11 protein-coding genes and 2 pseudogenes are annotated in these 14,275 nt (G+C 35.0%); 2 read left to right on the forward strand and 11 right to left on the reverse strand.

What is annotated here, in order from left to right:
- Positions 1-15 precede the first annotated feature (15 nt).
- From AB3I00_RS13295 to AB3I00_RS13325, 7 genes and pseudogenes are all read right to left on the reverse strand, one after another.
- Positions 16-705, reverse strand: a pseudogene (locus AB3I00_RS13295) (M23 family metallopeptidase); the annotation flags it as partial.
- A 113-nt stretch (positions 706-818) separates the two neighbouring features.
- Complete coding sequence (ltrA, locus tag AB3I00_RS13300; protein ID WP_368025441.1) at positions 819-2,618, reverse strand: group II intron reverse transcriptase/maturase; 1,800 nt, start codon at positions 2,616-2,618, stop codon at positions 819-821.
- Between the two features lie 37 nt (positions 2,619-2,655).
- A pseudogene (locus AB3I00_RS13305) lies at positions 2,656-4,548 on the reverse strand (VirD4-like conjugal transfer protein, CD1115 family); the annotation flags it as partial.
- On the reverse strand, positions 4,548-6,602 hold the full coding sequence (locus AB3I00_RS13310) for a hypothetical protein (protein WP_368025442.1): 2,055 nt from the start codon (positions 6,600-6,602) through the stop codon (positions 4,548-4,550). The pseudogene AB3I00_RS13305 and the gene AB3I00_RS13310, both read right to left, overlap by 1 nt.
- 68 nt (positions 6,603-6,670) lie before the next feature.
- Positions 6,671-6,973 (reverse strand): TrbC/VirB2 family protein, encoded by a 303-nt coding sequence (locus tag AB3I00_RS13315; protein WP_070873485.1) that lies wholly within the window; start codon positions 6,971-6,973, stop codon positions 6,671-6,673.
- A gap of 17 nt (positions 6,974-6,990) precedes the next feature.
- Positions 6,991-7,233, reverse strand: a complete 243-nt coding sequence (locus tag AB3I00_RS13320; protein WP_368025443.1) for a DUF5415 family protein — start codon at positions 7,231-7,233, stop codon at positions 6,991-6,993.
- Positions 7,230-7,697 (reverse strand): hypothetical protein, encoded by a 468-nt coding sequence (locus AB3I00_RS13325; RefSeq protein ID WP_002296355.1) that lies wholly within the window; start codon positions 7,695-7,697, stop codon positions 7,230-7,232. Before AB3I00_RS13325 ends, AB3I00_RS13320 begins: the two co-directional genes overlap by 4 nt.
- A gap of 187 nt (positions 7,698-7,884) precedes the next feature.
- Between AB3I00_RS13325 and AB3I00_RS13330 the strand changes: the two genes are divergently transcribed.
- Both AB3I00_RS13330 and AB3I00_RS13335 read left to right on the forward strand, forming a co-directional pair.
- A complete protein-coding gene (locus tag AB3I00_RS13330; protein ID WP_368025444.1) occupies positions 7,885-8,097 on the forward strand; it encodes a hypothetical protein in 213 nt (70 codons plus the stop codon).
- 114 nt (positions 8,098-8,211) lie between these two features.
- The gene (locus tag AB3I00_RS13335; protein WP_368025445.1) at positions 8,212-10,269 is read left to right on the forward strand and encodes a CAP domain-containing protein; all 2,058 of its coding nucleotides are present in this window, start codon (positions 8,212-8,214) and stop codon (positions 10,267-10,269) included.
- A 37-nt stretch (positions 10,270-10,306) separates the two neighbouring features.
- Here AB3I00_RS13335 and AB3I00_RS13340 read toward each other — a convergent pair whose 3' ends face one another.
- From AB3I00_RS13340 to AB3I00_RS13355, 4 genes are read right to left on the reverse strand one after another with little or no spacing between them, the layout of a single operon-like run.
- Positions 10,307-12,397, reverse strand: coding sequence for an isopeptide-forming domain-containing fimbrial protein (locus AB3I00_RS13340; protein WP_368025446.1), 2,091 nt, complete (start codon positions 12,395-12,397; stop codon positions 10,307-10,309).
- 36 nt (positions 12,398-12,433) lie between these two features.
- Positions 12,434-12,682 (reverse strand): hypothetical protein, encoded by a 249-nt coding sequence (locus AB3I00_RS13345; protein ID WP_368025447.1) that lies wholly within the window; start codon positions 12,680-12,682, stop codon positions 12,434-12,436.
- A 9-nt stretch (positions 12,683-12,691) separates the two neighbouring features.
- Positions 12,692-13,519, reverse strand: a complete 828-nt coding sequence (locus AB3I00_RS13350; protein ID WP_368025448.1) for a pilin N-terminal domain-containing protein — start codon at positions 13,517-13,519, stop codon at positions 12,692-12,694.
- Positions 13,516-14,271, reverse strand: coding sequence for a class C sortase (locus AB3I00_RS13355; protein WP_368025449.1), 756 nt, complete (start codon positions 14,269-14,271; stop codon positions 13,516-13,518). The genes AB3I00_RS13350 and AB3I00_RS13355 overlap by 4 nt, the downstream gene beginning before the upstream one ends.
- Positions 14,272-14,275 lie beyond the last annotated feature (4 nt).

Genomic DNA, 14,275 nt, shown 5'->3' on the forward strand with positions numbered 1-14,275 from the left:
ATTTTTTCTCCTGATCTATTTTTTGCTGCTATTCAAAAATGGTAATGGATCGATCCATGTACCATCATCTGTGAATGCGTGTCCTTGTGCTTGACGCCAATCCATTCGAGTGAAACCTAAATGCAAGTGTGCTGTATCTCGTATCCCGATTACTTGACCAACTTTCACTTGATCGCCAACCTTCACACGAGAATTTCCTGTACTATTCGCAAATTCTTGATATACCATATTCAAACCGTCGTAATTAATCACGATCACACATGCACCTAAACCTGAAATACCAGGATTGCCAACGTACACGACTTTTCCTCCATGCACCGCGTGAATTTCACTTCCTGGATGATCAACTGAACCAAAATCTAATCCGTCATGGAAGCCATTCGGACGGAATTCACCGCCTGGATTTGTTCCAAATAATTGACCACCGCTGAAGGAACTTTTATCTAAACTGCTGCCAGGGAATGGATTCGTCCATTCACCAGTAATTGTGCCATTATCATTACCACCTTCACCCCAATGTTTCATCGCGAATTCATCATATTCGGTTAATTTATTAGAAGTGATAATTGACATACAACCTGTATAATACGGACTATCTTCAGTAATTCCTGCAGCGGCATAACCACCTCGTCCTAAGATCAATAAGCTTGCGCCAGGGCTTTTATTTCCTACACATGCATTAAAATTTGATTGTGTGGCTACCAATAGCAATAGGTAAGTCTTTGAAATTCCAGCAGGAATTCTCCAACTTTTCCCCTGCTCCACACCGTACGTGAGACTTTCGCCTCATATGGCGTTCCAACTTGTTTTATTTCCAACTAAATGAATGTTAAATTACATTTCTCACGATATTTGTTTACTTTTTCAATTTGCTTTTTATTTAATTTGAGTAAGCACAAATACTTATCGATTGTCTTTGAATCATTTGAATGTATCAATTGATGCACCCATGGGTGTATAATTACTAGATTTGAAAATTCATCCGTTCCACCCAAGTATTTTGGAATTATGTGGTGACAGTGAATCATGTCTGCCTTCAAAAACTCCCCTGTAACCGCACATTTCCCATTTTGCATAGAATATTTAGAAATACGATTATCTGTAAATTCTAAATTATGACCTTGCTTAGATATAGTTAATAGTTTGCTCAATTCTACAGAAATCTTTTGTTTCAGTCCGTTAAAGGTTATTGACCGTCCGTTTTCTGTATAGTTACAGATTTCTTGATTAAACTGTGAAACCATCTGCCATTTAATATCTGCTATAGGATATAAATATTCTTTTCCAATTTTTATAGTTCTACATTTTCCACGATACAATTTTTGATAAGTTTTTGGAGGATCTCTTGGAACTCCAAATTTACCTACCTGACTTAATCGATTTTTGATCGTATATAAGAGTGAATAGGCTACTTTTGAGAAATCAACATTGACATGTGTTGCATATCTATAATAATTCTGAACGCCCAACACGTAAGTGTTGTAATCATAAATACTTCGTCTTATTGGATTATATTGAATCTTTTTAATATAGATTTTTAGCTGATTTCTTATTCGCTTTATATTCTTCTTTGATACATGTGTATTTGCCACATATCTATTTCTTTTCGGAACAGCTTTTATTTCAAAACCTAGAAATTCCGAACTTCGTTTTCTCAAATTAGTAATTTTTGATTTTTCAGGTGATATGCTTAGCTTTAAATGATTTTCTAAATATCCTTTTACTGCATGATATACTTTTTTAGCTTGTTTGAAATCACGAGTAAATATTTTAAAATCGTCCGCATATCTGACTATATACATACGTTTTAGATTTGTCGTTGTTCGTAAAGTTCCTAATTTAGAGGGTAAATTTCTAAATCTTTTACGTGTTTTAATTGCTTCCCATTGGCTACTTATCCACCAATCCAAATCATTCAATACTACGTTAGACAATAAGGGAGATAAAATCCCTCCTTGTGGAGTACCCTTTGTAGGAATGGTTCCATTTGATAGAGGTGATTTTAATATTTTACTAATTACAGCAAGAACTCTTCTATCCATTACACCAATGGTGTATAGCTGACTCAACAACTTTGAATGATTAACATTATCGAAAAATCCTTTAATATCCATATCTACGACGTGTTGATAACCTTGGTTAATTAGAAAATTACTACGAGCTATTGCATGATATGTGGCTCGATTTGGACGAAATCCATAGGAATGTTTATAAAACTTCGCTTCACAGATAGGTTCTATTACTTGAAGGATCATTTGTTGAATTAATCGATCTCGCATAGTCGGTATTCCTAATGGCCGTTTATCTCCATTTGGTTTAGGAATCATGACTCTTTTTACCTTATCTGGATGGTATTTCCGTAAATCCTCACGGATATCATTGATAAACTGGATTTTATTTTGATATTTGTAATTATCAATCGTAAGTTCGTCACAACCAGCTGTCTTTGAACCAGTATTAGTTTTGATTACCCTATATGCAAGTAAGATATTGTTTTCCGACAAAATAATGTCGTATAAGTTAATACCTTTCATTGCATTGCTTAAACTTCTTTGATACAACCAATCAAACGTACTTTGCATGTTATAGTATTCGTTATATCGCAATCTTGTACTCACCGATGGTTTGTTTCTCCTATTCTAATAGTCCCATCATGGATTGAATAAACAGATCCCACAACATGTTTCGCCCAGCTGTGACCGTCATGATGCCTTCCATATTATCCATTGGTGGCATATTCCCAAATTCATCTAAAATAAAGTGAATCCTGCGGTGGCATTTATCACCTTTAGTCTTAACACATTGTGTAGATAATTCTTTATATAGCTGACTAAGAAAAATGCTAACAATGATATGGTTCGATGGATCATAATCAGGTGTGAGCATAAAAATAGCCATTGGTTTATCGGTATAGTGCATCCGAATAGACTCTACTAATAAGTTACTTTTATCCTCATCTAATGTTAGAACGGCTTCTTTTTCCCATTCTGGCAAATGAGTTTCTCCTCGTTTTTTTCGATAAACGATATTTCCCTCTTCATCTTTCAATACTTTTTGAGAAAACTCATACCAAGCCACATATTGTTTTCCTTGATGATTGTATTTTAAGCAAACATGATCTCCCTGCTCTAAATGACAATCAAAATTGATTTCACAAAATCCTTTATAGCCTACTTTGACACGTTCTTCATGAAATTTCTTTCCCTTATGATAAAATTCTACTACGACTCGTTGATTTAAAAGACTTTCATGTAATTTCAAATCTAAGTATTTTGGAAACCCAACCGATTTATAATCAATAGTTGATTGAGAAGTCATCTTTGCAATTTTCGTTAGAGTAAATGGATTCAATCCCGTGATTGCCGTTGATAAAATATTTCCCTTCGCTTTATCAGATCCAATTTTCGTTGCCCCATATTGTTTTTTTGCTATGTTTCCAGGTGGTAACTGATTCATAAATTCATCTAAGGCATTGACCTGCTTGAATTCATTGTCTGGATCTGGATAATAATTAAAACCGCCTATCTCAGAAAGAAGCTCAACGAGATTATTGGGAGTTAATTTGGAATAATCTCCTGTCTGATCTGCTTGTTCCAGCAACGCAAAAATAAGCGCATTGACAGCCTTTTGGGCGTTTTCGTTAAAATACTTGTTATCTGAAGCATTCGCATCATAATAAATCGTATTCGTGAAAGTGTTAGTTAACTGTGTTGCGGTATCTATGTCTCCTCGTTTCCAGTATTTCACGATGAGGGCCAATGGATTATCACTCATTGATTGCAGTGGATCGGTGATATTAAAGGCATACACATCGTACCCTCTAGCTTCTAGTTCATCTTTACTAGCAACATATAATTCTGTTTTTGGATCGTTAACAACCATTGAACTTTGTCTTTCTGCACGCGACAAATTGTCAATGGTTGCTAATACTTCAATCTGTCCTTTCCCTGATCGAGAAGTACCAACAATACAAGTATTTACTGTATCTGTCTGAATATACCAGTATTTTTTATAATGAGTAATTGGTATTCCGCCATAACCAGGAAAACCTCCCTTTGATTCTGGTATTTGCGGATAAATTTGTTGGATTTCCTTTAACGTTTTTAATCGGTTATCTCCTTTTTGCCCATCTGCTAGCGGACGAAACCACATGTCCATTTTCAATCCCATAAGTATAGCTGGAACAACACAAATCGTAGAAACAACTAAACGTGTGCCTAAACTTGTTGTTGGGGTCAAAGGATTCCAAAAACCAGTTGAATCAAAATGGAATAACTGCGGCATTTCTTGTAACTGAAAAATATTCACTCCTTGTAAACTTCCTGGAATAATCTCAAATCGATGAAATGCTTCTGGTATTCTTGTAACAACATAGTTTAAAGGAAGATAAGCTAATCCACTATAAAAAATTTTTTGAGAAATACGTTTGTCATGTTTTTCTGGTAGCTCTTCTCCTGAAGGAGTATAGCGATAGAAATGAGAAAGATACCTATTCTTTTCTAAATTGAATCGTTTGTCTTTTCGTTTCGTTGTTTCTCTAACACGCATTATTTCACCTCATTTGATTCTGAACTTTCGGAAGAGTTTGATTGTACAGTTGAATCGCTTGATCCTTCTTTGGTCTTACTAGAATCACTCTCTTTACTGTTTTCCATACTTGACTCTGTTGTTGACTGATTGGTACGATTCAACAATTCTTCTAATTGTTGTTCATACTCTTTTCTTGCTTGTTCCTGGGCTTCTTCCTTGATTGACGCCGTTGTGGCTACAGAATCAGCCTGTGAAGATTGATTGATATGATTAAAAGCAAATACTGTCCCTCCACCTAGAAGCAAGCTTAAACTTGCAATACATCCCACCATCCATCCGTTAAAGGAACGCTGTGGGGAAGGAGTTAGATTTGTCTGGTTGTTCATTGGCGTTTGAACAGGAGCTACTGGTTGAGGTTGTGCTAGATAATTTAACTGTGCTTGTCGCAATGTATCCATTTGTTCTTGACGTTCCTTACGAGCAGCTGCTTCTTTTTCCTTTTCTTGCTCTAACCGTTGTTTTTCTATCGCCATTTGTTGTTCCGCAAGATCCTGTTCCCGTTTTTTTAGTTCTAATTGTTCACGCTCTTTTTCTTTTTGCCGTTGTTTTTCTTCTTGTTCTTTCAATTCTTGTTGGTAAATTTCATACTCTTTTTTCCATTTTGGAATTTGTGTTTGTAATTCTTGCTGGATCTGCTCATGTTTTTCCATAAGAACTTCAGTTGTTGTTTGATAGAGCTTATTCAGTTGCTCATTTAATTCTTTACTAATCCTTAGCTTATCTGTACGCAAACCTCGATAAAATTCTTCTTTTCGTTCTCTTATACGTTCTTTTAACAAGTTTTCTTTTTCTTTTGATAGCGCTTCTTGATTCGTCTTAGTAAAATTGTTGATCTTTTCTACACACAAGGAATAAGCATTGTCGCGTTTCTTTTCGTAACGCTCTTTGATTTTTTGTACTTCTTCTTCAATCACTTGCTGTTCTTCTTTATTTAGTTCCTCTTTTGTTCTCTCCCAATTCGACGACTGTTCCGTCGCATACTCATTTATTTCTTGATCTGTTTCCTGTTGGCGTTCTTCAAAAGTAGCTAATAAATCTTCTTGTGCAAGCTCATGCCAATTTGTTGATTGAACAGACTCTAACTGTTCTAAAAGTGTGCCTTTACCCTGTGAAATTAATTCTTCTTTACTCTCTAAAAATGCTTGATAGGTTTGGGGTAATTGATATTTCGAATAAAGCTCATTTAAAAATAATTTATTTTTTTCTTTCATCCATTCATGCTCTGGCGGATATTGATCCAAAATATAATCAAATACTGTTGCCTTTTGTATCTCTGTTTCGTTTTTCTCTACTTCTTCACTGATAAGTGGTTCAATATATTCCTGAGAATCCCCTTCAGTCCATGTTGGCTCTTCATTAGCTTCAACTGGATCAACTTCTACTTCGGCCGTCTCTTCATCCTCCATTGTTTCTTCAAAGGGATCTACCTCCAATTGACCCATTACATCGTTCTCTTCCTCAAATATCGATTTCTGAGTCGGAATATCAGCTTGTTCGTCAACATAGACTGTCTCTTTTTCTTTTGACTCCTTCTTTGGAAAGATTGGTCGTTCCCATGGTACTTCATCATTTACTTCGACTTCACTCACTTGACTAACTTTTCTTTGGTCGCTCTCTAACTCTTCTTCTAAAACTTGTAGCAGTTTTTCGTTTCGATAAGACTCTTCCACACTCATGGTTTCATCCGTTTCTTTAAACACATCAAGGCGGATTAAATCCATCAAGGTAGGATAGAAACCTTCTGAAATTTGATAATCCAGTGGGCCAAAAACGTATTCTGTACCAGCTTTCTCTATTTTTCCTTCTGTGTCATGTAACGTGAGAGTCAACTTAACAGAAGATCGACTTTCGTGTTCCAGTACTTTCCCTAACACATGTAGCTGTTCTTCCGTTTCAATGACAGAATATTTAATTGTTTTCGGTAAAAAAGAAGTACGCTTTCCTACCTCCTTCGTTGCTTTTTTTATTAACTCTTTATCTGTTTTGGTATTGCCTGCAATCGTAAAGTACATGAGTATTCTCCTTTCATAAAAAAAGGAGTAAAAAGTACATAGCTACTTTTTACTCCTTCATTTTGTTTTTATAGTCCCTGTGGGGTTTGTCCAAACATTCCAAATAACGAAACCACAATAGAGGCAGCAGCTAAAATAATTCCTACCCCCATCAATACATATCCCACGTGCATCTTCCCGTTTTCAGCACCTCTTCGTCCAAATAAGAAGAAAAGCCCCCCAATAACAATGGAAGCAACGGCCGCAACACCAGCAAAAATCATTAGATTATTTTTCAAACTAGTTGCGGCAGTTTGTAATGCTCTAAAAATATCAACCGCAGCTACTACTTTCGGTTGAGTTAAAAAATACATTGTAATTGACAGTAACATAAGATTGTTCGCTCCTTTTAATGTTTAATAATTTCATCGAAAACAAGTTTTTCACGTTCGCGTTGATAGATATATCCTTCTAAGTCCTTATCTTTTCCCCGTAATAGGTCAAATTGTGCTTTTTCAAGGACTTCTTGTTTCCACTGTGTTTCAGAAACACCACGACGTTCTAAGATTTTAGACGCAGCTTTTTCAAATGGCGTTTTAGCTTTTGCCACTGTGATTCCTCCTTCAGGAAAAATAAAAAGACCAGCAATCACTCGCTAGTCTTTTGTAATTTGTATTTATTTAACTCTGATCCATCATGAATTAATTTCTCTTTCGTTCGCTTCTCATCCTTGCTAGATCCAAGAAAAATTATTTTTTTTACGCCATCCTTCTCATAGGGAACAACAATAAATAAAGAATCAGGTTTGTTTATAAATTCCCTAATACCTGCAGAATCTACTATTTTGTATCTTTCTAAACCTTCATAATCCTTTTGCCTCTTAACTGTTATTTGTACAGGATCTGGATGCCATACACTTTCAGAATATTCCCAGGTAGTATCATCTATAATTTTTAAATTATGAATAAGACCACCTACTTCTTCTTTCCAAACAGTTCCTGGTTGCAATAAACTATTATCTTCTTTAGCTTCCGATTTCTTATTACTTGAACATCCACTTAAAATAATAAAAAATATTGCAAACATAGAGACAAACCATAGTTGCTTTTTCTTCATTTTATTCCTTCTTTCGTTGTTTTATTTTAGTATATCAAATAACGAAAGTAGCAACAAACCTCATTTTGATACACGGGGAACGGATACTCATAATTTCCCACCTTTCTATAAAAACTTTCTCTCTTGATATTGTGATTTATTACAAAAAAGAGCTATAATAAAGAAAAAATCAAGAGGGAGCATTGCAATGTACGCTGATAAAAAGAAAATCGAATGGTTGCTGTTTGATAGTGGTAAATCAGTTCGTTCTATATCCATAGAATCTGGCGTACCCTTAACTACAGTCAGTGACCTTGCCAACAAACGCTCTAGTATAGACAACATGAGATTCATAAATGCTATGAAATTAAATAAATTGGCTGAAGAAATCGATGATATTAATACTTCAACTAACAAATAAAATAAGAAAAGCCAAAATTATGTCAGGCTTTTCTTATTTTTTATTGACTATATCGGTTTGCCGATATATAATAATCATGTAATCGATTTTAACTAATTTTTAGGAGTTGAAAATATGAAATTATTAAACCCAAAAACTGTTTTAGCTATTGGAACATTTGCTGCCACACTTGGTTTCGCTGTATCTGTTGACGCTGCTTCAACGAACGTCATGTATCGCCTTTATAATCCAAATAATCATGAACATTTCTACACCTCTAGCACAAAAGAACGTGATCACCTAGTGAAGATTAAGTGGGGGAATTATGAAGGCCCCGCTTGGGAAGCACCGACTAGCGGTGGTCATCTTGTCTATCGTTTATACAATAAAGGTCTTCGTGATCACCATTACACAGCTAGTTGGGATGAAGTGAAATGGTTGACTAAAAATTACGGCTGGACTTATGAAGGGCCTGCCTGGCGTTCTGCCGAAAAAAATAATAAACCGATCTACCGCCTTTTCCTTCCTGGTGTAAAATCTGGCTCACATCACTACACTGCAAGTTGGAAAGAAGTACAATGGTTAACCAAAAACTATGGCTGGAAATACGAAGGTATCGGTTGGTATGGCGCTGACACCTCTAAACCCAAAGTGAATAAATCGGCTCTAGAAGCTCTTTATACGAGCGTTAAGGGAACGAAAAAAGGTGACTATACCGACAATACCTGGAACGCATTCCAAACCGCTTTAAACAATGCTAAGAAAGTGTTAAATGACTCAAAAGCGACTCAAAAACAAGTGGATAGTGCCAAAAATAAATTAGATTCTGCTTACAAAGGATTAAAGAAAAAAACAGCACCTACTGTGAATAAAGCTAAATTACAAGCTTTATACAACCGAGTAAAATCAACTGCTAAAGGAGATTTTACAGAAGAATCTTGGAATAATTTTCAGACTGCTTTATCCAATGCTAAAAAAGTACTAGACGATTCTAAGGCTTCTCAAGCCCAAGTAAATAATGCTAAAAATAGTCTAGATGCTGCATTTAAAGGGTTGCAACACAAACCTGAAACGCCAAAAGAATATATGGTTACCATTAACCATATTGACAATCAAACAGGTCAAGTGATTGCTACAGATCAAGCAAAAGTGACTTCTGGTTCTACTTACACTGCTAAGGCAAAAGCATTTAAATATAGCGAAGGTGCTAAAGATAATTTTAGCTACAAAGTGATTGGTAATGATACTCAAAGCAAAACAATCACAGGTAATACAACGATCACATTCAATTATAATCAAGTGCATCAAATCAATTTGTTGTGCAATAACAACTACAAAAATGAAGGACGAGTTAATATTTTGAAAGAACAGATAGTCAATGTCACTCACGGTGACAGTGTCACTTTAACTGCTCCTTCTATTCAAGGATATGTTTTAGACGATCGGGTAGAACCAACAAATTCAGTAACCTTAAACAATGTGACTGAAAGTCAAAATTATATTTTCAACTACACTCGTAAATTTAATGTGACTGTTAATCATGTAAATGCTGATACCAACGCTGTTCTCTCTAGTGAATCAAAAACAGTATACGAAGGGGATAGCTTCTCTACTCCTTGGAAAAATATGACTGATCAAAATTATTTCTTGTGCAGAAATGACGATCCTACCGTTACCGTGGATAAAAACGGCCAACGATCCATTAATAACGTCGATCAAAATAAAACAATCACATTCAAATATAAAAAGATTTCATTAGACGAATTACGTAACTTTATGCGTCAAAAAGAACTTGCTTGGTTAAATGATTATCGACAACAAAATGGTGTTGCCCCAATGCAATTCAATGATATTGTTCAACAGGCTGCAGATATTCGAGCTAAAGAATTACAAGTCAGCTTCAGTCACTATCGCCCTGGTGGTGGTACTTTCCAAGATTTATTGGAAAGCTTAGGCTGCTACGGTGCTAAGGGAGAAAACATAAGTCAAACTGGGCTGTATATTGATGACCTTTTATCAGACGATGGTGCTATCGATGCCATGGTAGGATGGAAAAATAGCCCTGCCCATAATGCAAATTTACTTTATAATAACCAAAGTATTCTCGGATTAGGTCATAATTTTGTAGTTGACTCTGCTGGTAGAATTGGCGTAGATAATGTATTTATTAGTGCGAATCCAATCTTCAAATAAAAGAAAACAAGGCTGATTCTCAGCCTTGTTTTTATATTTATTTGAGTTTTAAAACTACATAGCCCAATGATGCTAAAGTAAGAAATAATATACTTCCAATAACAGTTAGCACTAAATGATTCGATCCAGTTTTTGGCACAATGATCTGAGGTAAGTTAGGTTTTACCCCAATCGTTACTACATTAGTTGCTTTCTCAATACTTTCTACTGAAACTTTTGCTTGGTTGTCGATATCCAATTCTTCATTCAAAGGAGTTTTAGCTGTAAATATCAGTTGAATTTCTCGTCCATCTAAAAGATTTTTACTTAAGAAATCAGCGGAAGCTTCCCACTTCAGCGTTCTTGAATTGCTATCATAGGTTAGTGTACCTTCTGAAGTAATATCTTTTCCTGTACTCATATCTATCACTCGCGCAGAACCTTCTTTATACGTCAAACGAGCTTCCACTGGATCTTGAATACTAAATTGCTTGTAATGATCTGACGCAATGTCTACACCTTTTGTATGCCATTTTTGTGTGACTAGATATTGTACTTCAGATCCTGCATTTAAAGGAGCTGTAGGCGTTCCTTTTTTACCATCATTTCGACCATCAACATCTTTCCCATCTTGTTCCACTTTTTTATTTGGTTTAAGAGAGAAATAGTTTTCTACTGTATTTGTTTTTTGTGTTCCTTTGTTCGGATCATTGTTAAACGTTACAGTAGCCACATTTGGTGCAATTCCTTTTGCATCATTTTTTGCTTTCATATGGAGCTGCAAAATATAATCCCTACCATAATTTGCAGCGTTAGCTAAAAAGCTGTCAGAAGCAGTATAAGTGACTGTATTACCTGATACAGTTAATTTTCCTCCTGTATCAGCTTTTTTCCAAGTACCATTCGCTTCAACATACCACAATGCGCCATCATAGTTTTTCCCATCCGATACCATATCAAAATTTTTGCTGTCAAAGGTATCAGTGATTTTAAATGATTTGTATTTGTTCATTGTGTTGACTGTTAATGCATCAAACTTTTGGTGAATATGATAGTAAACATCTGATCCTTGTGGAATCACTTTTTTGTCAATATTGTGTGCTGCCTCTTCAGTATTAGCTTTGTTAAACACTTCTTTTGTAGGCTTCGATGGTTGTGGTGTCCATAGCAATGCAGTATCAAAGCTAAACATCATACTATTAACATTTGATCCAACCATAAACGTAGGAGACGTACCTTGAATAGAAAAACAAACTCCACTTCGATGATACGTATCTGAACCAACTACATCTGCAAAGTGATCATTGGAACTATAGTTTTTTTCAGATCTTCCTCCAATTACTTTGGAACACAACTTATTCGCTGATTGAACAGGCGCATTATATTCGCCACACGCTGTATCATTCGTCACATAATACAGTAATTGCCCCATTTTTTCATAACCGACAAACTCGCGCATATCAATATTGCGTTCCCCAACCGATTGATTATTATCATCAAACCAGGAAACTCGTTGCTGATATTGTCCATTTAAGCTATACATAGACAAATAAGTATTAGCTAAATTAATTCCCTTATTTTTTACAATAGAGTTTACTTCATTTTGTGGCATACCAAAGTTCACTTTGGTATTTGCTCCTGAATAATTAAAGTCAAATTGAACATTCATGGCTCGGATTGACTGCATGAAATAACCACGATAAATGTTCTGATCTATCTGCAAATAATTATAGTATTTAGTTCCACTAATAGTTTTAAAATAACCTGGTTCATTTATTCCAGCTTGAACATTAAATTGAGAAAAAGTCACATCACAATCAACTTCTTTCCCGAGATAAGTACCTACCTTTCTATAATGCGCTACAATCTTTGACGTACTTTTTAAATCACTTACTTTCGACCAACAAACTGTCTTCTCTTTCTTTTGTTTGTATTCGTCACAAATTTTATATCCATTAATTCCTGTTACTGTGATACTTTTTAATGAATCACTGTCATGATACAACACTAAATTATTATTTTCTTTGATTGCATACGGATCAACTTTTTCTAAAGCCTGAACTGCAGTTCCTCTTGTAAAAAGAAAAAGGAACAAAAACAACACTAAAGTAATTACTCTTCTCATAGTGTAACGAATTTTAAATTCCATAATGCCCTCCATCTATTGTTTTATTAAACAAGCTTTTCATTCTTTTTTTCCTAATACCCACGTTACCAATCCTGTAAGAAGAACCAAACTAGCCATAAAAATTGGATTGATTAAGAGCTTGTTAATCACTTCTAGTGGCATGGAAGCATGCTGGATATTTAGAAAATGAACGAACAATCGTTGATATCTTGGGTAAATTGATAATTGAGAAAAAACTAAACCGCAACACAATATTGTTGCGGCTAAAAAAGATAGATTAAAAGCTAACATTTTTATTATTTTCATCATTTCATCCTAATCGTTAAAAAATAAATGAGTGAAAAAATCCCAACAATTATCAAAAAAGTTTTTCTTTACACCAGTTGATACAACTTTTTTAATTTCTTCTTTAGGCTCTGATTTCTTTGATTTAGGATATAACCAAACATCCGTCAAAAATTCACCCTTTTCATCTGAAACAGGTGTCAATAAAACAATATCTTCTCTATTTGAAATGTTTTCAGGGCTTGATTCATTGACGATATAGTATGCTTGTTTTTTGTTTGCAGGTACTTCAATTGAAAAATCAATCACGCCTTCCTGATCATCAATTGTTTTGGTTTCTCCTTCAGTTACTTTTTTCAACTGGTCGTATGAAAGTTTTTTTGCTCGATCTTTCAATTTTGACTCAATTATTTCTACCGATTGATTTTTCTCATTATCATCTTGTGTCATTTCTTCTAAGATATTCGTGATATCGTAGACAATAAACTTTGCGCCATTGACACCTTCTTGTTGAGTTACTTGCCTTCCTTGATTGTTGATTCGATTCGAAGAAATAATTTTTTGAATATGAATGTTTTGCTTGATTACTTGCGTATCTTCTACTTCTTGCAGTTTTTCGGAAGTCTCTGAAGAACTTTCTGACGTTGATTCCGCTGATTCAGTAGAACTCGTACTTGAATCTGCCGTTTCTTCTGCAGTGTTCTTCGAACTGTCCGTGTCACTTGTTGCAGTTGTTGAACTATCTGTTGTCTGACTGGTAGTTGGAGTAGTACTGCTATCAGCAAAAGATATCTGTGAGTAAGCTGCAATTGCAAAGAGAGCTGCTACACAAACAAACAGCCATTTTCTCTTATTCATTCCGATCTCCTCCTTATTTTTTTTATAAATAAAAATAATAGGAACGCAAAAAAAGCGAATAGCAATGCTAATCGCCAATCCAATGAAATTGATTTCCTATTTTTTGCTTTTTTCTGTAGTTTTAAATCTTCTTTACTGAATGAAACTCGTTCACCATACACTAAAAAGCGGTGTGAGTTGACACCTTTTGGTGTGCATGTCATTAACGTGATCCTATCATGGTCTTTTTCAGGCATGAGATAATCTAAATAATTTTTTTGTAATTCTTCTGCTTTAACTTCTTCAATTCGATAAATTTGATAGGCATGTTGTTCTTCATTTACCTTAATAAAGAATTTTTGCCCTTTTTTTACTGAAGGCAAATCATCGAAAAGATTATCTTTATAAAGTCCACTGTGCCCCGCGATTAAAGGATTTTTACCGTTTCCTCCTGTAATATCGCCAGTTCCTTCCGTAATCCCTACACCATCCTCTAAAATTTTGTCGGAAGTTCCGTCATAAATTGGTAGTTTTAAAGAAATATTTGGAATTGTAAGAACACCAACAGGATCGCCTAACTCTATTTTCGCAACATCCAAAGAAGAATCTGTTTTTTCAAGATTTTCAATGGCTAAAATTCTTTGCTTTTGTTGAAATTTAGCTACATTTGTTTCCACAACTGGAATTAAATAGACTGCTACTGCCGACAGCAACCAAAAAAATATCATCAGTTTGTGCATGACTCTTCTTTTTGGGGGCTTACGAATAATCATTAGC

This window comes from Enterococcus sp. C76, assembly GCF_040886985.1.
In the GTDB taxonomy this organism is placed as follows: domain Bacteria; phylum Bacillota; class Bacilli; order Lactobacillales; family Enterococcaceae; genus Enterococcus_B; species Enterococcus_B lactis.

Excerpts from the sequence above, each read along its gene's own strand:
- AB3I00_RS13310 (WP_368025442.1), bottom strand. The coding sequence starts at position 6,602 with ATGTACTTTACGATTGCAGGCAATACCAAAACAGATAAAGAGTTAATA.
- AB3I00_RS13315 (WP_070873485.1), bottom strand. The coding sequence starts at position 6,973 with ATGTTACTGTCAATTACAATGTATTTTTTAACTCAACCGAAAGTAGTA.
- AB3I00_RS13325 (WP_002296355.1), bottom strand. The coding sequence starts at position 7,697 with ATGAAGAAAAAGCAACTATGGTTTGTCTCTATGTTTGCAATATTTTTT.
- AB3I00_RS13330 (WP_368025444.1), top strand. The coding sequence starts at position 7,885 with ATGTACGCTGATAAAAAGAAAATCGAATGGTTGCTGTTTGATAGTGGT.
- AB3I00_RS13335 (WP_368025445.1), top strand. The coding sequence starts at position 8,212 with ATGAAATTATTAAACCCAAAAACTGTTTTAGCTATTGGAACATTTGCT.
- AB3I00_RS13340 (WP_368025446.1), bottom strand. The coding sequence starts at position 12,397 with ATGGAATTTAAAATTCGTTACACTATGAGAAGAGTAATTACTTTAGTG.
- AB3I00_RS13345 (WP_368025447.1), bottom strand. The coding sequence starts at position 12,682 with ATGAAAATAATAAAAATGTTAGCTTTTAATCTATCTTTTTTAGCCGCA.
- AB3I00_RS13350 (WP_368025448.1), bottom strand. The coding sequence starts at position 13,519 with ATGAATAAGAGAAAATGGCTGTTTGTTTGTGTAGCAGCTCTCTTTGCA.
- AB3I00_RS13355 (WP_368025449.1), bottom strand. The coding sequence starts at position 14,271 with ATGATTATTCGTAAGCCCCCAAAAAGAAGAGTCATGCACAAACTGATG.